We start from the raw sequence: 20,222 nt of genomic DNA, 5'->3' as shown, positions 1-20,222 counted from the left end.
ATGAGCATGATGGTACTACATGACAGAAGTTGTCGCTTCCGGGGGGAGGGTAATATTTCTTATCGCAATGCAATTGACTTGCTGACGGTCGCGGCAAGGGCAGCATCCATGCGCGGCGTCAGTCTGGCCGAAATCGAGGACATCCTCGAGCGAGACTATCGCACGGCGCAGCGCCTGATCCGCGCCCTGGGGCAATGCTTTCCCGAACTGGAAAAAGTGAAGGACGAGGAATCGGACAAGGCGCGCTGGAAACTGCCTTACAAGGCGGTGGCCCCATTGCTGGCGCCGACACCTGAGGAAATGGTGGCGCTTACTGTGGCGCTCGACATGCTGGGCAAGGGAGCTGGCAAGGATCAGGTGGCGGCGCTGCGCTGCCTCCACGCCAAGATCTTGGCGCTGATTCCCGACGACCGTAGCCGCCGGCTCGCGGCAGACGAGGAAGCGCTCCTCATGGCCTTGGGCCATGCCGCGCGGCCAGGCCCCAGACAACTAGGGAGCGAGACTGTCGACGTGGCCATTTCCACCGCGCTCAAGGGAACATCACAGCTACGTATCCTGTACCGTGGATGGAAGGACGCCGTCGCGCGCGAACGCGTGGTTGCGCCGCATGGGTTGCTGCTCGGCGCGCGCCGCTACCTAGTCGCGGTCGATCTCGGCAAGGTCGGCGGCGGCATCCAACATTTCCGGGTCGACGCCATCGAGGAAGCGACCGTTCTTTCGCAAAGCTTCATCCGCAAGGAGGGTTTCGACTTGAATGCCCATGCCGAGCGCTGCTTCGGCTCCTACCAGCATGAGGGCGGTATACACGATATCGCCTGGCGCTTTGCTCCCAAGGCGGTGCGCTGGGCGGAAGGCTTTCTGTTCCATCCGTCCCAGACTACGGAGCGCGAACCCGACGGCTCGCTGGTTGTGCGGTTCAGGGCCGCGGGCCTCCTCGAAATGTGCTGGCATCTGTATATGTGGGGCGATGCGGTGGAAGTGCTATCGCCGCCCGAACTCGCGCAGATGGTCGCGGCATATCGGCGCTCGGACTTTCCTTCGATGCCCTGACGCCATTCCGGGGCCGGAGCGTGAGCCCCGGCCCAGATCCCGGCCGTTGGCGGCAAAGCCGTCAGCAGTCGGGCAGATCGTCCAGATTGTTGCGCGACGTGGTGTCGCGGTCGGTCCGCAGATACTTCCCGGTCGATCCGTTGACGACGCGGATCTTGGTCTCCGGAGCATTCGCCCAGTTGACCCAGTATTCATGCAGACCCAGTTCGATGTCGCTGATCGCATCCGCCTTGCCGCGGGGCGACCAGTATTCGCCGGAATTGCACAGTCGGGTGATGTCGCCCTGCCGGTCCTTGCCGGTGGCGCGCACATAGCGTTTCGCCATGATTAGCTCTCCTTGATCGTCGTGTGGGGGCTGGCCTTCCCGTGCGCGGTCGTAACGTACCGGCCCGAGATGGCACTGCGGTAATGGGGACTGGAACTCCCGCTCGGACCGGCGCTCTCGCGGACGGTCGTGTGGGGGCTGGCCTTGCCATGCTTGGCGGTTACGTACCGCCCGCTGATCGCGCTGCGGTAGCTACCGCTGCCTCGACCTTTGCTCATAGAAGTTTCTCCATCGTTCGACGCGACTTTCGTTCATCGCGATTCGCAATGTGGCGAGCCGATGCGACAGATCGCGTCGCATCGGGTGTCGGACTGGACGCTGCGAAACATGAGGTCAGGCAGCGCGCGTTGTAGACCTATCGCGTGGGATGATCTCGCCCTACTCATAGGTGGCGGCGATAGGCTCGACGTGCACGACCTTGCCTCGCGTCGCATCCACGGCTTTGTAGGCAACAGCGCGATCCGCAGGTTGGACAATGGCGAGCACGATGTCTCCGCCGAAATTCTTCTCGCCCACAATCCGGTCGGCACCCCAGCGGCGGTACATCTCGACCGCGCGACTGCCATTCCAAAGCGCCGCGGCGATACATCATCTATGTTGGCGGATTCGAAATGGCCGATTCCAAATTAGAACTTTGAAAAGGCGCCATCTGTCTGGTTTTGTTAGGAGCCGCTGTTCCGGCAGTCTAGTGAACGACTTAAGTTGGTCGCGATCTGCGGGTTACCGGACAGTCCGCACCTGAGGACGAAAAATTGGCGGCTAAATGACCGGGAAGGGTCGACAATGATGGACAGGGGCTGGGACTTTGCCGCCGTTCGGACGGGTTAGGCCGAATGGCACTTTTCAGAATAAGCGGTCAGTCGTAGTCTAGGACGCGGGCAACTCCGGAACCATCAGCCGAGAGCGCGCGAGGCAAGATCGGCTGCTGCGTTACGCTCCGCCTGTACGGCCTTCCGCTCGGAATAGCGTTCAACGAGCTGGTCGGCGTGCGGGCGGGTCAAGACCGTGAACCGTACCAGTTCCTCCATCACGTCGACGATCCGGTCATAATAGCTCGACGGGCGCATGCGGCCGGCTTCGTCGAACTCTTTGAACGCCATCGCCACGCTCGACTGGTTGGGGATGGTGATCATGCGCATCCAGCGGCCGAGCAGGCGCAATGTGTTGACCGCGTTGAACGACTGCGAGCCGCCCGACACCTGCATGACTGCGAGAGTGCGACCTTGGGTCGGGCGCATGCCGCCGAACTCCAGCGGTAGATGGTCGATCTGCGCCTTCATGATGCCGGTGATCTGGCCGTGGCGTTCGGGGCTGCACCAGACCATGCCTTCGGACCAAAGTGCATGCTGACGCAGCTCATGAACGGCGGGATGATCGTCGCCCTTAACCTGATCGGGGAGCGGCAGGTCACTTGGATCAAATATCCGCACCTCCGCGCCGAACAGGATCAGCAGCCGAGCGGCTTCTTCGGCCGCGAGCCGGCTGAACGAGCGCTCGCGCAGCGAGCCATAGAGCAGCAGAATGCGCGGCGGCGGCTGATCGTCACCCATGCCGGCGCCGGGCCGGGTGATAGCAATGCTTCGATCGAGGGCGGGCAGATGTTCGGGGTCGGCCAAGTCACGTAGGCGAGTCATCCAACATCCTTGACGAGATAAGTCGCGCGCGGACCGCACAGCGACGTGAACTGCGCGGTCGCGGCAATGAACGCCGGCGCAGCGTCACGATCGGCTTCGGCGTAACCGAGCCTGCGAAAGAACTCTCCGGTGCCGCTGGTCAGGAGGTGCAGCCGCTCGACCGCGCCATCGGCGATCTCTTCAAGGCGCTCAACCAGCATCCGGCCATATCCTTTGCCGCGGCGGGTTGGCAGCACGACCAGCGAGCGGAGGAGCCGGTCAGCGCCTTTGCCTTCCAGACCGATGAACCCGATGGGCCCTTCATCGTCGGACAGGCTGAAGAAAATCTGGTCGGGGCCGCCGAGATCGTCGGTTGGAAGTTGCGCGGCGCCAAGCGCGAGCCGCAGGACATCATCAGCGTGCCGAGCTTCCGAGAAATAGATCTGCGTCATGCCCTCGCTCTCGCTTCGTACCAGGGCCGCGTCCGCTTCACGATCGAGACAACAGACAGCATCACCGGCACCTCGACCAGCACGCCGACGACGGTCGCCAGCGCCGCGCCCGAGTTGAGCCCGAACAGGCTGATCGCGGCGGCGACCGCCAGCTCGAAGAAGTTGGATGCGCCGATCAGCGCCGCGGGCGCCGCCACGCACCACGCCACCCCAAACCGGCGGCTCAGCCAGTAAGCGAGCCCCGCGTTGAAATAGACCTGGATGAGGATCGGCACCGCGATAAGCACGATGACAAGCGGATGGGCGATGATGGCCTCGCCCTGGAACCCAAACAGCAGCAGCAGCGTGGTGAGCAGCGCCAGCAGCGAGACCGGCCCGAGCCAGGCTAGTAGCCGGTCGAGTGCCGCTTGTCCGCCCGATCCGATCACGGCGCTACGGATCACCTGCGCGACGATCACCGGCACGACGATGTAGAGCATCACCGAGATCAGCAGCGTATCCCACGGTACCGTGATCGAGGCGACGCCAAGCAGCAGGCCGACCAGCGGCGCGAACGCGAACACCAGGATCACGTCATTCAGCGCGACCTGGCTCAGCGTGTAGGTCGGCTCGCCCTCGCAGAGGTTGGACCAGACGAATACCATTGCCGTGCAGGGGGCGGCAGCCAGCAGGATCAAGCCGGCGATATAGGAGCTGACCTCGCCTGCCGGCAGCAGAGGCCGAAACAGCCAGCCTAGGAACAGCGTGCCGAGCAGCGCCATCGAGAAGGGCTTCACCGCCCAGTTGATGAACAGGGTGACGCCCACGCCCCTCCAGTGCTGGCGGACCGAACCCAGCGCGCGGAGGTCGATCTTGAGAAGCATGGGGATGATCATCAGCCAGATGAGCACCGCCACCACGAGGTTGACGCGCGCCACCTCGGCCGAGGCAATGGCGGCGAACAGGCCCGGCAAAGCATAGCCGAGCGCAATCCCGACCAAGATGCATAGCGCCACCCAGACGCTGAGATAGCGCTCGAATGTGCTGATCGCCGGCCTGGTCGGCGCTGCGGTGGTCATGCGCCGATCCTGTTGCCCGCGTCGTCGATGACCTTCTCGCCATCCTCCTTGGTGAACGCACCGCGCTGCCGGGCCGGCAGTAGGTCCAGCACCTCTTCCGAGGGACGGCACAGCTTCACGCCAAGCGGCGAGACGACGATCGGCCTGTTGATGAGGATCGGATGCGCGACCATCGCGTCGATGAGCTGATCGTCGCCCAGCGCCGCGTCGCCGAGGCCAAGCTCGGCATAAGGCGTGCCCTTCTCGCGCAGCAGCGCGCGGGGCGTGATGCCCATGCGCACTATCAGCGATACGAGGCGCGAGCGGTTCGGCGGGGTCTTCAGATACTCGATGACGTGCGGCTCGATGCCAGCGTTCCGGATCATCGCCAGCGTGTTGCGCGACGTCCCGCACTCGGGGTTGTGATAGATGATGATATCGACGGTCATGTCAGCCTTCAGCAGCAGGGGTTAAGCTCGGCGATCAGCGGCGCGCAAAGCTCCGCCTTGCCACCGCAACAGTCCTTCACCAGGAACAGGGTCAGCGCCTTCAACTGGTCGAGATTGGCGCGGTAGTTGATGATGCGGCTGCGCCGCTCGGACCGTATCAGTCCGGCTCGGGCCAGCGTGGCGAGATGTACCGACATCGTGTTCTGCGGCACATCAAGCGCTTTGGCGACCTCGCCGGCGGCCAGGCCCTCAGGCTCGTGGCGGACCAGCAGGCGGAATGCATCGAGGCGCGTGCTCTGCGCGAGCGCGCCGAGGGCCGAGATAGCTGCGTCGTTTTCCACATATCCACGTTAGCGGATACATCGATTTATACAAGAAGCGTCTGAGCTTTCAGAAGCCGACCTTGGCCGCTCGGTCACGAAAGAACGGGTCTGGTCGCGAGCGGGCGTCCAGAAAAAGGAACGTTTTCTATACGAAAGGAAGCGCCCCACGAGACTCACGGCAGGCGCTTCAGCGTCAACCGGAAGTTGGCATCGAAATCAGCTCGTAGTGATGACAACCTTTCCGCTTAGCACTCCGTCCTCCATGCGCCGGTGAGCCTCCTGCACGTCCGCCAGCCCAAAGGTACTGTCCACCCGAGGCTTGAAGACGCCTCTCGCGACCGCATCACGAATGTAGTCCTGCGCAGCCGCGAACCGCTCGGGTACGTCGGTTAATTCGAACAGGTCCACGAAGGAGAGGGAGCGCCGGTCGAGCGCCACAAGGGGTACGTTGACACGTGCGGTCGTGATGTCGGGCGAGGTCTGGGCACCGTAGCTGAAGAGACTGCCTCCTTCCGCAAGGCACGCGACGCACTGCGCCAGCAGAGCCCCTCCGACCGTATCCAGGACCACCTGCACGCCCTTGCCACCGGTTGCCTCCATGACAACGTCACTTAGCGCCTGCTCGTCCGTGGCGATGACATGATGTGCGCCCAGGTCAATCAGCTCCTGCTTGCGCGCGTCGGTCCGGGTGGTGGCGAGTACCATCATCCCCATATCGCGTGCAAACTGGATGAGGGCGCTGCCGACGGGCGACGTTCCGGCGGTCACCAACACGGCATCGCCGGCACCGACGGGCACCTTAGTAATAAGATTATAGGCCTGTAGCCCTGCCATCCAGACGGCGGCTTCCTCGACCTCCGTCGTCCCAGGGATTGACTTCACCAGTGCCGCGGCCGGTACATTGGCGTGGCTTGCATAGATTCCGGATCCGACAAAGGGCGTCTGAACGGGAAGGATGGCGACGCGGTCGCCGACACCATAGCCGTCGACCTGCGATCCCGTCTCGACAACGACCCCGACGCCCTCGACACCCAGGACCGAGGGTAACGTTGCCGGAACGACGTAGAAGTTGCGCCGATAGAGTGCTTCAAACCGGTTGACCCCGATAGCCTTGATCCTGACCCGAACCTCCTCGGGGCCGACGGGTGGCAGATCGAGGGGTTCGACCTTCATGACCTCCGGTCCGCCGATCTCGTAAAATATGACGTGGTGCATGGTGTTCTCGCTGTAGCGGCGCGTAGTCCACGCCGAGCGAAGCGCACGAATGCCGGTGAGCCCTGCCCGATGATGGATGCGCCTGTGACGCTTAGCCCGCACGCGGCGAGCTAATAGTGATCGCTATAAACGATAAGGCGAACTGCCACAAGATAATAGTGGTCACTACAAACATGCTCTCGGTGCGGTCAAGCCATGAGCGCAGAGAGGCCAGCCTTGAACATGAAGGCGGCTTGCTCGGCCGCAGCACGGAGCCGACTGGCCTCCATTCCCGTGTAGGCCGCGGCTGAAAGCCCGCGCACCATGGTCACAACCGCGTCGGCGATAGCATCTCCGTTTTGGGGAACGCGCTTGCGGATTTCCTCTCCAATCGCGGACACCATCGCGGCGCTGATCTCGGTTGCGATCGCCCGCGCCTCGGGATCGGCTGCGCGCGTGCCTTCCGTGACAAGGCAGCCCCGAGCTGCGGCATCGCTGGAATACTGCTCGGCGGCCGAGACGAAGATCATTGTCACGGCATCGCCAAGGTCACGGCCCTCGAAGATCTCGGAAACCGGCAGCGAGTGTTCCGCCGCGTAGCGGCGCAGGGCATGTTCGAAGAGACCCGCCTTGCTGCCATAAGCCGCATAGAGGCTGGGCGGATTGATCTCGAGCGCCTGCGTCAGATCGGCGACGCTCACGCCATCGTAGCCCCTTTGGTGAAACAGGCGCTGTGCCTTCTCGACCCCGAGCTGCCGATCGAACGGCCTCCTCGGGCGCCTCTTCCGGATGTTCTCGCTCATCTGACCCTCTTGGATGCAGGTAGATTATAGTGTTTGCTACAAATGGTTGCAACGTCCCCTTGCGCACTGCTAGTAGCGATCACTATTATCGTGGATGAGCAGGAGTGAGCGATGCCGACGGATATGAAAATTGCCCTTGTGACGGGCGGCAGCAGCGGGATCGGCTTCGCGATCGCGAGGAAAATGACTGCCCTTGGGATGCGGGTGATCATCGCGGGCCGACGGAAGGATGCGTTGGATCGCGCGGTGGGTGAGCTGGGCGCGAACGCATCCGGTATCGTCGTCGACGTCTCCAGCCCCGCCAGCCTCGAGACGCTTTTCTCGCAGATACGTATCGACTTCGGCCGGATCGACACCTTGGTCGCCAATGCAGGCGGGGGTGTCCACGCACCTCTGGGGCAGATCACCGAGGCGGCTTACGACCAGCAGTTCGACACCAACGTAAAGGGCATCGTCTTCACCGTCCAGGCAGCGTTGCCACTGCTCAGGCCGGGTTCGTCCATCGTTGTCGTCGGCTCCACGTCCTCGATCGACCCGGGTCCCTCGATGAGCATCTACGGCGCCACCAAGGCGGCAGTGCGCAACCTGGTGAGGAGCTGGGTCAGCGATCTGAAGGGCTCCGGCATCCGCATCAACATCGTCAGCCCGGGACCGACCAACACGCAGTCGCTTCGGGATGGCTTCGGTGAGCATGCAGAAGAGGGGCTCGCCTTCCTGCGGGAAAAGAGCCCGATGGGCCGCATCGGCGAGCCGGAGGAGATCGCAGAAGTCGCGGCATTCCTGGCCAGCGACGCCGCCAGCTACATCAACGGTGTCGAGCTCTTCGCCGACGGCGGAGCGTCCCAGGCATGAAGGAAGATCCGGCCATGAGCGTCATCGACCACATCGAACTTTCCGTTGCCGACGCCGAGGCGTCCCGGCGCTTCTACGAAGCGGCGTTGAGGCCGCTCGGGCTGTCGCGGGTCGTCAGCATCGATCCGGCGCGCACCGCCCATGGGGGCGCGCGACATGGGTTCGGGCGGGATGGATATCCGAGCCTGTGGTTCCACGAGGAGACCGGCAGCCGCCTGCCCAGCCATGTCGCTTTCACCGCTCGCGACAGGACGGCCGTCGATGCATTCCACGAAATGGCGCTGGCCCATGGTGGACGCGACAACGGTGCGCCGGGCGTCCGCGAACGATACCACCCGCACTACTACGCCGCCTATGTGCTCGACCCCGACGGCAACAACATCGAGGCCGTCTGCCAGACCGAGTAGGTCGGGTCCGCACGGCTATGGACCGGCGTCGGGTCCCCGCGCCCACGCACGATTTCAGCAGCGACGCGCCGACAGAATTGGCGCTGCCACTCATCGATAAAGGAACTCACCATGTCGTTCGCCGATAAGGTTGTCATCGTGACGGGCGGTACGTCGGGCATCGGGCTCGCTGTCGCGCAGGAACTCGTATCGCAGAATGCCACCGTCATCATCACCGGGCGCAACCGTGAAAAGCTCGACGAGGCAGTTGCGATGCTCGGAAGCGGAGCCGAAGGCGTGCAGGCCGAGATGTCGAACCTCGCCGACCTCGACGCGCTCTATGCCCATGTTAAGCAGAGGTACGGTCGCCTCCACCTGCTTGTCGCCAATGCCGGCGCTGGCGAAATCGTACCGCTCGACGCAATCACCGAAGATCATTTCGACCGCGCATTCGATAGCAACGTGAAAGGCGTGACCTTCTGCGTCCAGAAGGCGCTGCCGCTTATGGGCGAGGGCGGCGCGATCGTCATCGTGGGATCGACGTCCTCGATCCAGCCAGGTCCGGGCCTCAGCGTCTACGGCGGCACCAAAGCGGCGTTGCGCGCGATGGTTCGTGGCTGGGTGACGGAGATCAAGGGATCGGGCGTTCGCATCAACATCGTAAGCCCCGGCCCGGTGGACACCGCCTCGCTGCGTTCCTTCCTCGGCGAGCAGGCCGACGAGGCGCTGGCCTACCTTGCCGATCGCAGCACGATTGGCCGTATCGGTCGCCCGGAGGAGATCGCGCGCGCGGTCGCCTTCCTGGGCAGTGAGGCCGCCAGCTACATCAACGGCACCGAACTGTTCGCCGATGGGGGCGCTTCGCAGGTCTGATCGACCATCCTTGTCCCCGATCAACCGAGCTGCCGTGATCGCGCTCGCCCCCCGCGATCATAGCCTGCGTGCCGTCGGCCCGTCCCCTCAGGCCGGGGGCACGGATGGCACCTCACCGATCGTGAACGCCACATCGAAATCAACATGAAGGAAATAGCATGTCTACCGATGCTACCTGCCTCAGCGCCATCGACAAACTCGTCATCGAGAGCGAGGTTCGCCGTCTGCTTGCAGCATATGTCCACAATCTCGACTACGGGAAAGTCGATGCGAATGCCGAGCTGCTGGCGGCTGCCAAGTTCAACATCGCCGGTACGATCGTGGAGGGACGCAACAGCATCGCGCAGTTCCTGCGGAACAACCTCCAGTACCATGTCGATGACACGCCCCGGACCTGGCACTCGGTCTCGAACGTGCTTATCGACGTCGCCTCCGCGACGGCCGCCAGTTCGTTCTGCTACTTCACCGTCCACCAGGAGTTGCCTGGCCTGCCGCTGCAGCCGATCGTGACCGGCCGCTACATTCGACACCTTCGAGCATCACGACGGGGAATGGCGCTTCGCATCGCGCGAAATCGAGCCCCGCCTGTTCGGCGACATCAGCAAGCACGCAGCCGCCCCGGCCGAAATCGCGGCGGAGTGAGGCAGCGATGACCGACAAGCGCCAGGCGCTGGTGACCGGCGCGAACAAGGGCCTCGGACGTGCCATCGCGAAGGGCCTCGCCTCGGCCGGCCTCTCGGTATGGATGGGCGCACGCGACCATTCCCGAGGCGAGGAGGCGGTGAAGTCCCTACGCGGCGAGGGCCTCGACGTCCGTTTCGTGGAGATCGACGTGGCCGATGACGCGAGCGTTCGTCGCGCAGCCGAGACGCTCGGACATGAGATCGACGCCCTTCATGTCCTCGTGAACAATGCAGGCATGGTGCTTGATCTCCAGACCCCGCCGAGCGAGCTCGGCATGGATGACGTGAAGGCCACCTACGAAGTAAACGTCTTCGGCCCCATCCGGGTGACGCAGGCCTTCGCCCCTCTCCTGAGGGCCGCCGAGGACGGACGGATAGTGAACATGAGCAGCGGCTTGGGTTCACTGACCCTCATCACCGATCCGGCCTCGCTGTTCTCGACCGTCAACCTTCTCGCCTACACGTCATCGAAGGTAGCGCTGAACGCCGTGACGGTCTCCTTCGCCAAGGAGTTCGAGCCGTTCGGCATCAAGGTCAATGCGGTCGAGCCAGGCAACGTTCGAACCGACCTCAACGGCAACTCGGGCTTTTTGACACCGGAAGAAGGCGCCGAACCTGCGATCAGGATGGCCCTGATCGACAAGGACGGTCCGACCGGCGGCTTTTTCGGAAGTGACGGTCGCCAGCCTTGGTGAGCAACGAGTTGGCACGGAACCCCAAGCTACGATCCGCGTCGAATCTGCTGCTGATTGTACATGGCGGCGTCCGTATCGTCGATCGGGCGCGGGTCGACGCTAGAACAGATGCTGGGTGTCGTTATGTCCATCCACGATCGGCCCTGGGCAGCGCATCGTGCCGCCCAGAGCCAGGGATTCCTCCGATCGCGAGGACAAGCAACGTGTGCTGACGATCACGCGTCGACGATCGTCGTGTCGGCGATCGTCTCGGCGAAGCCATCGCCGAACAGCCCGGCAGGAGTCTGGAAGCCCGGCTGGGCTTCTCCGTCTACCACGCGTCGCGCCGCCTCCGCCGCGGCGAGCGTCGTGAACGTGTAGCCGTTCACCGTATCGAGAATGGAGCGGACGACGGTGCCGTCCTCCCCCGTGACTTCGACCGCCGCATGGTAACGGTTGGCTTCGCGCTGCTCGAGCGTGGGGCCATCTGGCATGGCCGCGAGATCGCCCTCCGGGAAAGCGCCTTCGGTCACGTGCACGTACGTCTCGATGTTCGGGATACCGGTTGCCCGCCAGATCGTGATCAATTCTGGGAGGGTGACCGGAAAGGACATGGCCGGCCCGTTGCCGAAGTCGAACGAGCGGAGTTCGTCGGCCGCGCGGCCGACGAGTGCCCCGTCCACCCTCTGGAGCGTCTCGGTCGTCACGTTCTCGCTCGCGCTGACGGCCGATCCCCGGGAGAAGCCGCCTGCCACATGGAGAGCGATGCTCAGTTTCGTGGGATTTGCCACCCGCTTGGCGGCATGCCCGGCAAGGCACCCGAGCATCGCGACGCTTCCGCCGCTGCCCGGTAGCAGCATGACGCCAGCGGCCTGGGCGTCCTGATCGTACCGCTCGGCCAGGCGATAGCTGTCCAGTTCGGCCGCGATGTCGAGATAATGCGTGCCGGAGGCCAGGCAGGCCTGCATCAGCGGCTCCGCCGTCCGCATGAACGGTCCCGCGCAGTTGAGCAGCACGGCGACACCGGTGAGTGCCCTTTCTCTTGCCGGCCTGTCGTCCACCGCGAACAGCCGGTACTCGGCGTCCGTCTTCGCGGCCAGCGTGACCAGCTTCTCCTCGTCCTGCGGCCTGCCCGCGAGGACCACGTCGACACCGGCCGCCTTCGCGTTCGCGGCCGCCATGCGACCGGTGTAGCCGGCCGCTCCATAGATCATGAGCCTGTTCATCGTATCGGTCGCTTTCTTCTGGATCATTCGAGGTCGGCGTCGATGCGGACGATCAGCCCTGTGGGATCGGTGACGATCTCCAGCAGGCCGATCTCGTGTCCGAAATCGCCGGTGAAATCGACGCGCAGCCGCGCCTTGCGCTCGCCGGCGCTCGTGAACGAGAGCAGCCGAGTGACTGTCCGGTAGCCGACGAAGAAGCGTTCTACGTACTCGCGTACGCCGGCCTTCCCGTCGAAGCGCTCGCCGGTTGAGGGATCGTCGATCAAGGCTTCGGCCGCGAACAGCGCCAACGCGGCCTCGACGTCGAACGCGTTGGTCGCTGCGATCAGCGCGTCTGCGATCGGTCGCAGGTCGCCTGTGTGATCGGCCTCAGTCATCATGCTGCCAGCTCTTGAAGACGAACTCGAGGCTGTAGCCGTCCGGGTCCCGAACCTGCGCCGCATAGTAGCGCGGATCGTAGTGGAGCTGCGGCCCCGGCGGGTGGATCTGGCTGGCCCCTGCGGCCATCGCGGCGGCATGCGCCTGGTCCACCATCGCCTCGGAGTCGGCGACCAGGCCGACATGCACCGCGCCCGCTGCGGCGACGCCATGCCGAAGCCAGAAGAACATGCGGCCCTTGGCGCCGAAGCCCTTCAGGTCGGGATGGCCGGGAGGTCCGTCCTCCCCGTCATAGTCGCCACGTGCGGTGATCCCGAGCACGGGCAGCACCCGTTCGTAGAAGGCAATGGAGCGATCCGTGTCGCTCACGGTGAGGAAGATGTGATCGAGCATGTGCGTTTCCTCAGATGATGTAGCCGCCGGCCACCTCGATGTTCTGCGCGTTGACCCAGCGGCTGCCGTCCGAAAGGAGCCCGGCGATCGCCTCGCCGACATCGTCCGGCTCACCCACCCGGCGGAGCGCTGTCTGCCTGGCGAGCAGCGCTTCGAATTCGTCGTTGAGCCCGCCGCCCAGTTCGGTCCGGATCGCACCGGGAGCTATCGAATTGGCCCGGATGCGGCGTTCACCGAATTCCTTGGCCATGTAGCGGGTCAGCACCTCGAGGCCGCCCTTCAGGCTGGCGTATGGAGCGACGCCTGCGGTCGCGACCCGGGCCGTGGCGCTTGAAAGGTTCACGATGTGTCCGCCGTCCGCGATGACCGGCAGAAGGGCCTGAGTAAGGAAGAACGGTCCCTTGAGGTGGACGGCGAATAGCCCGTCGAACTCCGCCTCGGTCACCGTCGCAATCGGATTGTAGATCCCGAAGCCGGCGTTGTTGACGAGCGCGTCGAAGTCGGTGCGCTTCCACTTGCTTGCGAGCGTAGTACGGACCTCTTCGGCAAAGGAGGCGAACGATGCGATGTCGGCAACGTCGAGCCGCAGGGCCGCAGCCCGTCCGCCTTCCGCCTCGATCCCTTCCACGACCGACGCTGCGGCTTCCGGGTTGCTGTTGTAGGTTATCATGACGCCCATGCCTTGCATGGCGCACTGCCGGGCGGTGCTGGCGCCGATCCCCCGGCTGCCTCCAGTGATGATGACGACTTTCATGCGTGCCTCCAGATCTCGGTTCCGGAGTACGACCGGGCGTCCGCCGCTGCTCACCCAATTCTCCTCGATTTTTGCCTGATTCTGCTTATGACTTGGCGCTAATGTCGGGACGTGAGAGGCAGCGATCCATGATCGAGCATCTGGAAGAATTGCGCAGGCTGGCCGCCGGAGCCGAGAACCGGCGTACCGAGACGGGCATCCCCCGCATCGCGATGGTGCAGGGAGAAATCCCGGAACACGACCTTGCAGCCGTGTACGATCCGATGATCAACCTCATCCTCACCGGCTCCAAGACGATGACGGTCGGAGATCGATCGCTCCGCTACGATCCGGCGACTTATTTTGTCATGTCGGTCGATCTGCCCGCGGTTGGCGCGGTGCATCCGTCGGAACGGGGTGAGCCGTACCTCGCGATCAGCCTGACGCTCGAGCCGGCGATCGTCGCCGACCTGCTGGCCGACCTGCCCAAACCTGCCGGAGGGGCGCTCTACAGCCCGGGCTTTTCGGTCGCGCCAGTGACAGCGGATTTGCTTGATGCCTGGGTTCGCATGCTGCGTCTTATTGAGCGGCCCGAAGATGTCGCCGCGCTCGCACCCGCGTACGAACGGGAGCTGCTCTACCGCGTCCTCCAGGGCCCGCACGGATGGATGCTGCGGGACATCGCGGCGCCAGGAACCGCGCTCGCCCGTATCGGCAACGCTATCCGCTGGATCAGGCTGAACTTCGCGGCCCCGCTGCGCGTGGAGGCTTTAGCCGAAATGGTGGCGCTGAGCGTGTCCGCATTCCATCGCCACTTCAAGGCGGTGACTGCGCTCAGCCCCCTGCAATACCAGAAGCGAATAAGGCTGCTGCATGCCCGATCAATGCTGATGAACGGTGAGGGGAACGCCACTTCGGTTGCATTCGGCGTTGGATACGAGAGCGCGACTCAGTTCAGCCGTGAGTATTCCCGCTTCTTTGGCCTACCGCCGTCGAAAGACACATCGCGGATAGTAAAAAGTCTCCGTCTGGCGACATCCTGATCAAGTCTCGTTCGCAAAGATGTTCATCAAACGGCCGTTTGCTGCACGTCGGCAAACCATCGGCTAAGGCGGGCTGTCGCCGTCGATCAGCGTTCAGAAACTCGTCCGAGTAACATGCGCAGTAAACGTCATTGAGTCAGCTATTCGCCTGTCGCACCGAATTGCTACCGAGCGAGACCCTCAGACCAGGCGAATGGCCGGTTCGAGGCAAACCGGTCGTTGGCGCCTCGTTCTACGGACGACTTGGATTGGTCCCTGCTGCCCGACGGTCGTGGGACAGATCTGCTGTCCACGTGAGACAGGCCGACCAGCGGCTCCTGTCAGAAGCTGCCGGTCAGCGTTTTTCGAGCGGCTTCTTTGCGGACGAGCGCCGGCCTCAGACAGTCCGGATGGTCCCACCGTCGATGACGAACTCTGCGCCATGGATCGCGGCAGCCCGATCGGCGGCAAGGTAGGCGATGAGGTCGGCCACCTCATCGGGCTGTGCTCCCCGGCCGATCGGTATCCCGCCCAGGGCGTCGAGCACGGCCTGCCGCGCGTCCTCGATGGTGCCGCCGTTGGCTGCCTGAAGCATTTGGAGAAAGTCTCCGGTGGCTTCGGTCATGATCCAGCCAGGTGAAACGGCGTTGACCCGCACACCCTTGGGACCGACTTCCTTCGAGATCGACTTGCTGTACGTCCTGAGGGCAGCTTTGGCGGCGGCATAGCCGGTCGTGGATTCGGGCAGCGGCAGGACGGACTGGATCGAAGTGACGTGCACCACGACGCCCTTGCCCTGTTCGAGCATCTGCGGGATCAGCAGACGGTCGAGCCGGACGGTCGCCAGCAGATTGAGGTTCAACTCGGCAAGCCAGTGCTCGTCCGTCAGCGCGGCAAAGCCACCCGCGGGCGAAGCCGAGCCACCGACGACGTGCGCCACGATGTCGATTCCGCCCAGTCGATCGATCGCTGCCCTAGCCAGCGTTTCGCTGCCCTCCGGCGTGGTCAGGTCCGCCTCGACATATTCGACGGCATCGATCGGGTTCCGGATCGTTCGGGACGCGGCGATGACGCGCGCGCCGCCGGCAAGGAAGCGTTCGACGGTCGCGCGGCCGAGACCCTTGGTGCCGCCGCTGACGAGCACGCGCTTGCCGGCGAACTCGGTGGGATCCGCTCTGACGATCATACCGTCACCTTCAGCGTCTTGATGGCGCCGCTCACCAGCGTGAAGCGATAGGTGAACCGGAGCGGGCTGCCCGGAAAGTCACCGTGAGCGGGACCCTCTACCACGACATCGCCGCCTTCTTCCCGGATGGTATCGGGCGTGAATATGGCCTTCACCGGGATGACTTCTTCTTCGAGCAGATGGCGGATTGCAGCCTGTCCCTCGTAATGTTTGCCGTTGTCGATGAAGAGGGCCTCGCGCAGCAACGGCTTCAACATGCCGTCCAGATCGAGGCGGGCATTTGCCTCGACGTAGTCGGCAATCGGCTTGGGAAGGTCCAATGGCATGATCATCTCCTCAATGGTGATGAGGCATACTTAGTGATGGACTTTTCGCCTGATAATCGAGACAAATTGCGATAGCGTGTAACGAAAATCGGGATAATGATACGCCATTCACTGATCGAGTTGGAGGCGGTCCTCGCCATCGTCCGGCGCGGCTCGTTCCGCTCGGCGGCGCTTGATCTCGGCATGTCGACCACCGCCATCAGCAACGCGGTGGGCAAGCTCGAGCGGGAGCTTGCCGTGCGACTGTTTAATCGCACAACGCGTAGCGTTTCGCTGACTTATGCGGGGCGCATCTTCGTCGCGCAGATCAAGCCAGCGCTCGAGGACATTCAGAAAGCGATGAACACGGCGCGCTCTCAGCAGGAGACGCCATCAGGCACCTTGCGCATCAATGCCTTCGCGACGGCGGCACGCGAGATCATGGCGCCCCTGGTGCTCAGCTACCTGCAGCGCTATCCGCAGGTTCATATCGACCTCATCACCGAGGGACGGCTCGTCGACGTTGTGGCAGCGGGCTTCGATCTGGGGGTACGCAGCGCGGATCTGGTGCCAAGCGACGCGATCGCCATCCCGCTAGGCCAGATGCGACGCATGGCGGTGGCGGCATCCCCTTCGTTCTTCGGAGGCAGAGCTATCCCCCAAGTGCCGCAGGAACTGCTCGGCTACCCCTGTCTGCGGATCCGGCTTCCAAACGGAGCCTTATTCCAATGGCGCTTCGAGAAAGACGGCGAGGAACTACAGATCGACGTCGAAGGGCCGATCACGCTGGATGAAGCCTCACTCTCGCGGATCGCAGTAATGAACGGCGTCGGGATTGGATATTTCATGGAAACCGATGTCCGCGAGGACATCGCGGCGGGACGGCTCATTCGCCTCCTCGAAGACTGGACCCCGCCGCTCCCGCCACTGTGTCTCTATTATCCCAATCGGCGCAATTCGTCCGCCGCCTTCCAAGCGTTTATTGCGCTCGCCCGCGATTTCGCCGCTGGACGGCTCACGCAGCCTTAAGCCCAGTGATGAGCGCGGCGCCTATGCTGTTAGGCAGTTTGATGAAGTAACAATGGCGGACGCCAGCGAACACGCTCGGCGGCAATGCGAAGGTAGGTACGCGGCGGCTATTCCGCTGAGAGCCGACCATATCGGTAGGGATAGGAGGTTTGGTCGCGTGCCGCCGAAAGGGGAAGCAAAGCTATGCTCCCCCTTTCGCGAGCTTATGGCTTCGCGGCGACCGGAAGGCGGAATGGCGAGCCGAGGCGATTGAACGCGTTCATTGCCGCGATCGCTAGCGTGAGATCGACCAAGTCCTTGTCAGCAAAGGCGGCGGCAGCGGCGGCATAGGCTTCGTCTGAAGCATGGGTCGTGCTGACATTGGTCACTTCCTCTGCCCAGGCCAGCGCTGCTCGATACTGGTCAGAAAACAGGTGCGGCACCTCCGCCCAGACGGGCACCAGCGAGACCTTGTCGATCGCAATGGTCTTGAGGAGATCACGGGTGTGCATATCGATGCAATGGGCGCAGCCGTTGATTTGCGACACTCGTAGAAAGATCAGATGGATCAGCTCTTCAGGAAGCTCAGTCTTCGTGGTCACATAATGATGGATACCGAACAGAGCCTTCGCGCCCTCGGGCGCGATTTCCGACCAGTTCAAACGCTTCATCTCGGTCATGCTGCTTTCCTCGTAATCGGCGCCGAGCATCGGCGCTTGCTGACTTGACGAGGTCCGCCGGTGCATCGTGACATTATGACGCAGATATTTTTCGTTTCCGCCTGCGTCCCATGTCACACCGGAGGCGGCCATCTCGTCATGCAGGCAGTCACTTGCATCGGAGACATGGACATGAAGATCGTTATTATCGGCGGCACGGGACTGATCGGTCGGTCCCTCGTAGGACTGCTTAGGGCCGAGAGTCATGAGGTCGTCGCCGCTTCACCCAGTACTGGCATCGACGCGCTGTCCGGCGCGGGCCTCGCACAAGCACTGACAGATGCCGCCGTCGTGGTAGATGTCAGCAATGCCCCCTCGTTCGAGGATGCGGCCGCTCTCGCCTTCTTTCGCGGCACCACGGCGAACCTGCTGGAAGCGGCCCGCGATGCAGGGGTGGGCCACTTCGTGGCGCTCTCGGTCGTCGGCACGGATCGCCTTCAAGCCTCGGGCTATTTTCGTGCCAAGCTAGCGCAGGAACAGCTGATCGCCGCTGGCGGCGTTCCCTACACGATCGTGCGGGCCACCCAGTTCTTCGAATTTCTGTCGACCATCGCGGACGGCTATACGCAGGGCGACGTCGCGCACTTGCCGGGCATTGCGCTACAGCCGGTCGCCGCCTCCGACATCTCGGCCCTGCTTGCCGAAATAGCCACGGCTGTTCCGACAGATGGCATTGTCGAAGTCGCGGGACCCGAGCGCGCGCCGCTCGCGGAATTCACCGCCAGCTGGCTTGGCGCGCGAGATGATCCGCGCCGGATCGTCGTCACCGACGATCGCAACTATTTCGGCGCCCCCGCCGACGACCACACGCTGGTGCCTGGAGAGGACGCTCGGATCGCGCCTACGCGTTTTGATGCGTGGCTTGCCGCTCATTTGCAGGGGCAGGCGGCATGAACAGGCGCCTTGCTATCGCGCTGGCCGTAGCGCTTGGTCTCGGGGCCATAGCCAATGGCTTGTTCATGCTGATCTCGCCTGCGAACTGGTACTTCGCGGTCCCGGGCGTCACCACCACCGGCTCGTTCAACCAGCACTTTCTGCGCGACATCGGGCTGATCTTCCTTCTAGTCGGTATCGCGATGCTGACCGGTGCCGCGCGGCCGGCGACACGCGTTACGCTGTGGTCCCTCGCTGCGCTCTGGCTTGGGGGCCACGCGCTGTTCCATTTCTGGGAGGTGGCTGTGGGCATCTGCGGGACGGGCGCGCTGCTCCAGGATTTTCCCGCAGTGACCCTTCCGGCTATACTGACGGCCGTTCTCGCCCTGTGGGCGTGGCGCGATGCGGCAGGCGGCAGTCGTCGGTCGCATCCAGTGGAGGACCCCCGTGCTGCCCAGTGACGGACGCCTCGCTGATTTCGAGGCCGAGCGGCCAAGACTGCTGCGTCTTGGATATCGGATGCTCGGATCGGTCAGCGAGGCGGAGGATGTCGTGCAGGAGGCCTGGCTGCGATGGGCGGCAAGGGCGGAGAACGTTGACACGCCGGCGGCGTATCTGACCCGCATTGTCACGCGTCTCTGCCTCGACCAGCTCAAGTCGGCCCGCGCGCGCCGGGAGACCTACGTCGGGGCCTGGCTGCCCGAACCGCTCATGGGCACGACCGAGTCGGAGGAGGCGATCGCCGATGACGTGACGCTCACTCTGATGCTCGCCATGGAGCGCCTGTCCCCGCTGGAGCGTGCCGCCTTTCTGCTCCACGACGTGTTCGACATGGCGCTGACCGATGTCGCGACGACATTGGGGCGCGAGCCAGCAGCCGTGCGACAGCTTGCCTCGCGCGCGCGCAAGCACGTGCAGCATGCGCGGCCACGTTTCACCTTAAAGGCGACGGAGGCCGATCAGATCGCGCGAGCCTTCTTTTCTGCTGCCCGCGACGGTGACACGGTCGCATTGTCGGCACTGCTGGCTCGCGACGTCGAGATCCATTCCGATGGCGGCGGCAAGGTCATCGCTTTTCGCAATGTGGTGCGTGGGATCGACCGAGCGCTTCGCTTGTTCGCCGGGCTGCGTCGGAAGTACTCGTCAGCGCCGACGCTGCTACGCACCGCGACCATTAACGGCCTGCCCGGCTACATCAGTATCGATCGGGGCGACGTGCTCCAGACCACTGCGCTTGAAGTGCGCGACGGCCGCATCATGGGGATCTATATAGTTCGTAATCCTGACAAGCTCCGCCATGTGGTGGCAGCTTTCGGCACAGACGGTCATCCTCAGCACAGCCACTGAAGGTCGTGAATTGGTCGCGTGCTGTCGGACGCGGAACGCCGCGTCGTGGGACGAAGCGGTCATTCCGAGGGGAATCTGGAAGCCTCGGCTTCAACCGTAATCTGCCGTTCGCTTTGCCGGACGGACAGCACATGACGGGCGTCGCTATTTGCTCGTTTGCCGGCTCCGTTCTGAGATCTGATGCCCTTGCGGCTTCCAAAAGATCCACGACAATCAGGCGGTCTGTGGTGCCCAGCGTCGGCGAAACCCTGCCGGGACGTTACATCAGCCACTGCAGAATCGTTCAAGAACGACGGTTGATCCGTAGATAATTTAAAG

At 63.6% G+C, this 20,222-nt stretch carries 28 protein-coding genes; 11 read left to right on the top strand and 17 right to left on the bottom strand.

The window, feature by feature from the left end; translation table 11 throughout:
* Entirely contained in the window at positions 1-1,050 is a 1,050-nt protein-coding gene (locus BES08_RS25505; protein WP_231958430.1) for a helix-turn-helix transcriptional regulator, read from the top strand.
* 61 nt (positions 1,051-1,111) lie between these two features.
* On the opposite strand, the gene BES08_RS25500 is transcribed toward BES08_RS25505, so the two are convergent.
* From BES08_RS25500 to BES08_RS25460, 10 genes are all read right to left on the bottom strand, one after another.
* Positions 1,112-1,375 (bottom strand): DUF3892 domain-containing protein, encoded by a 264-nt coding sequence (locus BES08_RS25500; RefSeq protein WP_069709679.1) that lies wholly within the window; start codon positions 1,373-1,375, stop codon positions 1,112-1,114.
* Between the two features lie 2 nt (positions 1,376-1,377).
* On the bottom strand, positions 1,378-1,593 hold the full coding sequence (locus BES08_RS25495; protein ID WP_069709678.1) for a hypothetical protein: 216 nt from the start codon (positions 1,591-1,593) through the stop codon (positions 1,378-1,380).
* Positions 1,594-1,753: 160 nt separating this feature from the next.
* On the bottom strand, positions 1,754-1,921 hold the full coding sequence (locus tag BES08_RS33130) for a hypothetical protein (RefSeq protein WP_156799962.1): 168 nt from the start codon (positions 1,919-1,921) through the stop codon (positions 1,754-1,756).
* A 347-nt stretch (positions 1,922-2,268) separates the two neighbouring features.
* Complete coding sequence (gene arsH, locus BES08_RS25490) at positions 2,269-3,009, bottom strand: arsenical resistance protein ArsH (RefSeq protein ID WP_069709677.1); 741 nt, start codon at positions 3,007-3,009, stop codon at positions 2,269-2,271.
* Positions 3,006-3,440 (bottom strand): GNAT family N-acetyltransferase, encoded by a 435-nt coding sequence (locus tag BES08_RS25485; RefSeq protein ID WP_069709676.1) that lies wholly within the window; start codon positions 3,438-3,440, stop codon positions 3,006-3,008. The genes arsH and BES08_RS25485 overlap by 4 nt, the downstream gene beginning before the upstream one ends.
* On the bottom strand, positions 3,437-4,498 hold the full coding sequence (gene arsB / locus BES08_RS25480) for an ACR3 family arsenite efflux transporter (RefSeq protein ID WP_069709675.1): 1,062 nt from the start codon (positions 4,496-4,498) through the stop codon (positions 3,437-3,439). The genes BES08_RS25485 and arsB overlap by 4 nt, the downstream gene beginning before the upstream one ends.
* Entirely contained in the window at positions 4,495-4,926 is a 432-nt protein-coding gene (gene arsC, locus BES08_RS25475) for an arsenate reductase (glutaredoxin) (RefSeq protein WP_069709674.1), read from the bottom strand. Before arsC ends, arsB begins: the two co-directional genes overlap by 4 nt.
* A gap of 8 nt (positions 4,927-4,934) precedes the next feature.
* The gene (locus BES08_RS25470; protein WP_069709673.1) at positions 4,935-5,267 is read right to left on the bottom strand and encodes an ArsR/SmtB family transcription factor; all 333 of its coding nucleotides are present in this window, start codon (positions 5,265-5,267) and stop codon (positions 4,935-4,937) included.
* 198 nt (positions 5,268-5,465) lie between these two features.
* Positions 5,466-6,464 (bottom strand): zinc-dependent alcohol dehydrogenase family protein, encoded by a 999-nt coding sequence (locus BES08_RS25465; RefSeq protein ID WP_069709672.1) that lies wholly within the window; start codon positions 6,462-6,464, stop codon positions 5,466-5,468.
* Positions 6,465-6,652: 188 nt separating this feature from the next.
* Positions 6,653-7,246, bottom strand: coding sequence for a TetR/AcrR family transcriptional regulator (locus BES08_RS25460; RefSeq protein WP_069709671.1), 594 nt, complete (start codon positions 7,244-7,246; stop codon positions 6,653-6,655).
* A 123-nt stretch (positions 7,247-7,369) separates the two neighbouring features.
* On the opposite strand from BES08_RS25460, the gene BES08_RS25455 reads away from it, so the two are divergent.
* The 5 genes from BES08_RS25455 to BES08_RS25435 all read left to right on the top strand — a co-directional run bounded on the left by BES08_RS25455 (position 7,370) and on the right by BES08_RS25435 (position 10,735).
* Positions 7,370-8,098 carry an SDR family NAD(P)-dependent oxidoreductase gene (locus BES08_RS25455; RefSeq protein WP_420873473.1) on the top strand — a complete coding sequence of 243 codons (729 nt, stop codon included), beginning with the start codon at positions 7,370-7,372 and terminating at the stop codon, positions 8,096-8,098.
* Positions 8,099-8,112: 14 nt separating this feature from the next.
* A complete protein-coding gene (locus tag BES08_RS25450; protein WP_069710175.1) occupies positions 8,113-8,505 on the top strand; it encodes a VOC family protein in 393 nt (130 codons plus the stop codon).
* A gap of 111 nt (positions 8,506-8,616) precedes the next feature.
* Positions 8,617-9,357, top strand: coding sequence for an SDR family NAD(P)-dependent oxidoreductase (locus tag BES08_RS25445; protein ID WP_069709669.1), 741 nt, complete (start codon positions 8,617-8,619; stop codon positions 9,355-9,357).
* 158 nt (positions 9,358-9,515) lie between these two features.
* Complete coding sequence (locus tag BES08_RS25440) at positions 9,516-10,010, top strand: nuclear transport factor 2 family protein (protein ID WP_231958427.1); 495 nt, start codon at positions 9,516-9,518, stop codon at positions 10,008-10,010.
* The gene (locus tag BES08_RS25435; protein ID WP_069709668.1) at positions 10,007-10,735 is read left to right on the top strand and encodes an SDR family oxidoreductase; all 729 of its coding nucleotides are present in this window, start codon (positions 10,007-10,009) and stop codon (positions 10,733-10,735) included. Before BES08_RS25440 ends, BES08_RS25435 begins: the two co-directional genes overlap by 4 nt.
* Before the next feature lie 215 nt (positions 10,736-10,950).
* Here the strand turns inward: BES08_RS25435 and BES08_RS25430 are convergent, their stop codons facing one another.
* The 4 genes from BES08_RS25430 to BES08_RS25415 are packed head-to-tail and all read right to left on the bottom strand — an operon-like array spanning position 10,951 to position 13,465.
* The gene (locus BES08_RS25430; protein ID WP_069710174.1) at positions 10,951-11,940 is read right to left on the bottom strand and encodes a saccharopine dehydrogenase family protein; all 990 of its coding nucleotides are present in this window, start codon (positions 11,938-11,940) and stop codon (positions 10,951-10,953) included.
* Positions 11,941-11,963: 23 nt separating this feature from the next.
* A complete protein-coding gene (locus BES08_RS25425; RefSeq protein WP_083274816.1) occupies positions 11,964-12,320 on the bottom strand; it encodes a nuclear transport factor 2 family protein in 357 nt (118 codons plus the stop codon).
* Complete coding sequence (locus tag BES08_RS25420) at positions 12,310-12,711, bottom strand: VOC family protein (RefSeq protein WP_069709667.1); 402 nt, start codon at positions 12,709-12,711, stop codon at positions 12,310-12,312. Before BES08_RS25420 ends, BES08_RS25425 begins: the two co-directional genes overlap by 11 nt.
* A gap of 10 nt (positions 12,712-12,721) precedes the next feature.
* Entirely contained in the window at positions 12,722-13,465 is a 744-nt protein-coding gene (locus BES08_RS25415) for an SDR family NAD(P)-dependent oxidoreductase (RefSeq protein WP_069709666.1), read from the bottom strand.
* Between the two features lie 128 nt (positions 13,466-13,593).
* Here BES08_RS25415 and BES08_RS25410 point away from each other — a divergent pair, with 128 nt between their 5' ends.
* On the top strand, positions 13,594-14,487 hold the full coding sequence (locus tag BES08_RS25410) for an AraC family transcriptional regulator (protein WP_069709665.1): 894 nt from the start codon (positions 13,594-13,596) through the stop codon (positions 14,485-14,487).
* A gap of 376 nt (positions 14,488-14,863) precedes the next feature.
* On the opposite strand, the gene BES08_RS25405 is transcribed toward BES08_RS25410, so the two are convergent.
* Both BES08_RS25405 and BES08_RS25400 read right to left on the bottom strand, forming a co-directional pair.
* A complete protein-coding gene (locus tag BES08_RS25405; RefSeq protein ID WP_069709664.1) occupies positions 14,864-15,652 on the bottom strand; it encodes an SDR family oxidoreductase in 789 nt (262 codons plus the stop codon).
* Positions 15,649-15,978, bottom strand: a complete 330-nt coding sequence (locus tag BES08_RS25400) for a nuclear transport factor 2 family protein (protein WP_069710172.1) — start codon at positions 15,976-15,978, stop codon at positions 15,649-15,651. The genes BES08_RS25405 and BES08_RS25400 overlap by 4 nt, the downstream gene beginning before the upstream one ends.
* A gap of 96 nt (positions 15,979-16,074) precedes the next feature.
* On the opposite strand from BES08_RS25400, the gene BES08_RS25395 reads away from it, so the two are divergent.
* Complete coding sequence (locus tag BES08_RS25395) at positions 16,075-16,986, top strand: LysR family transcriptional regulator (protein WP_069709663.1); 912 nt, start codon at positions 16,075-16,077, stop codon at positions 16,984-16,986.
* A 203-nt stretch (positions 16,987-17,189) separates the two neighbouring features.
* Here the strand turns inward: BES08_RS25395 and BES08_RS25390 are convergent, their stop codons facing one another.
* The gene (locus tag BES08_RS25390; RefSeq protein WP_197524548.1) at positions 17,190-17,645 is read right to left on the bottom strand and encodes a carboxymuconolactone decarboxylase family protein; all 456 of its coding nucleotides are present in this window, start codon (positions 17,643-17,645) and stop codon (positions 17,190-17,192) included.
* Positions 17,646-17,816: 171 nt separating this feature from the next.
* Between BES08_RS25390 and BES08_RS25385 the strand changes: the two genes are divergently transcribed.
* From BES08_RS25385 to BES08_RS25375, 3 genes are read left to right on the top strand one after another with little or no spacing between them, the layout of a single operon-like run.
* Positions 17,817-18,578: an SDR family oxidoreductase gene (locus tag BES08_RS25385; RefSeq protein WP_069710170.1), complete on the top strand. Its 762-nt coding sequence runs from the start codon at positions 17,817-17,819 to the stop codon at positions 18,576-18,578.
* Entirely contained in the window at positions 18,575-19,018 is a 444-nt protein-coding gene (locus tag BES08_RS25380) for a hypothetical protein (protein ID WP_069709662.1), read from the top strand. The genes BES08_RS25385 and BES08_RS25380 overlap by 4 nt, the downstream gene beginning before the upstream one ends.
* The gene (locus BES08_RS25375; protein ID WP_268957477.1) at positions 19,008-19,904 is read left to right on the top strand and encodes a sigma-70 family RNA polymerase sigma factor; all 897 of its coding nucleotides are present in this window, start codon (positions 19,008-19,010) and stop codon (positions 19,902-19,904) included. Before BES08_RS25380 ends, BES08_RS25375 begins: the two co-directional genes overlap by 11 nt.
* Positions 19,905-20,222: the final 318 nt, after the last annotated feature.

The organism is Novosphingobium resinovorum, from assembly GCF_001742225.1.
Taxonomy (GTDB): domain Bacteria; phylum Pseudomonadota; class Alphaproteobacteria; order Sphingomonadales; family Sphingomonadaceae; genus Novosphingobium; species Novosphingobium resinovorum_A.
Note: the sequence above shows the minus strand (reverse complement) of the source record. Positions and strands in the feature narration are given on the sequence as shown.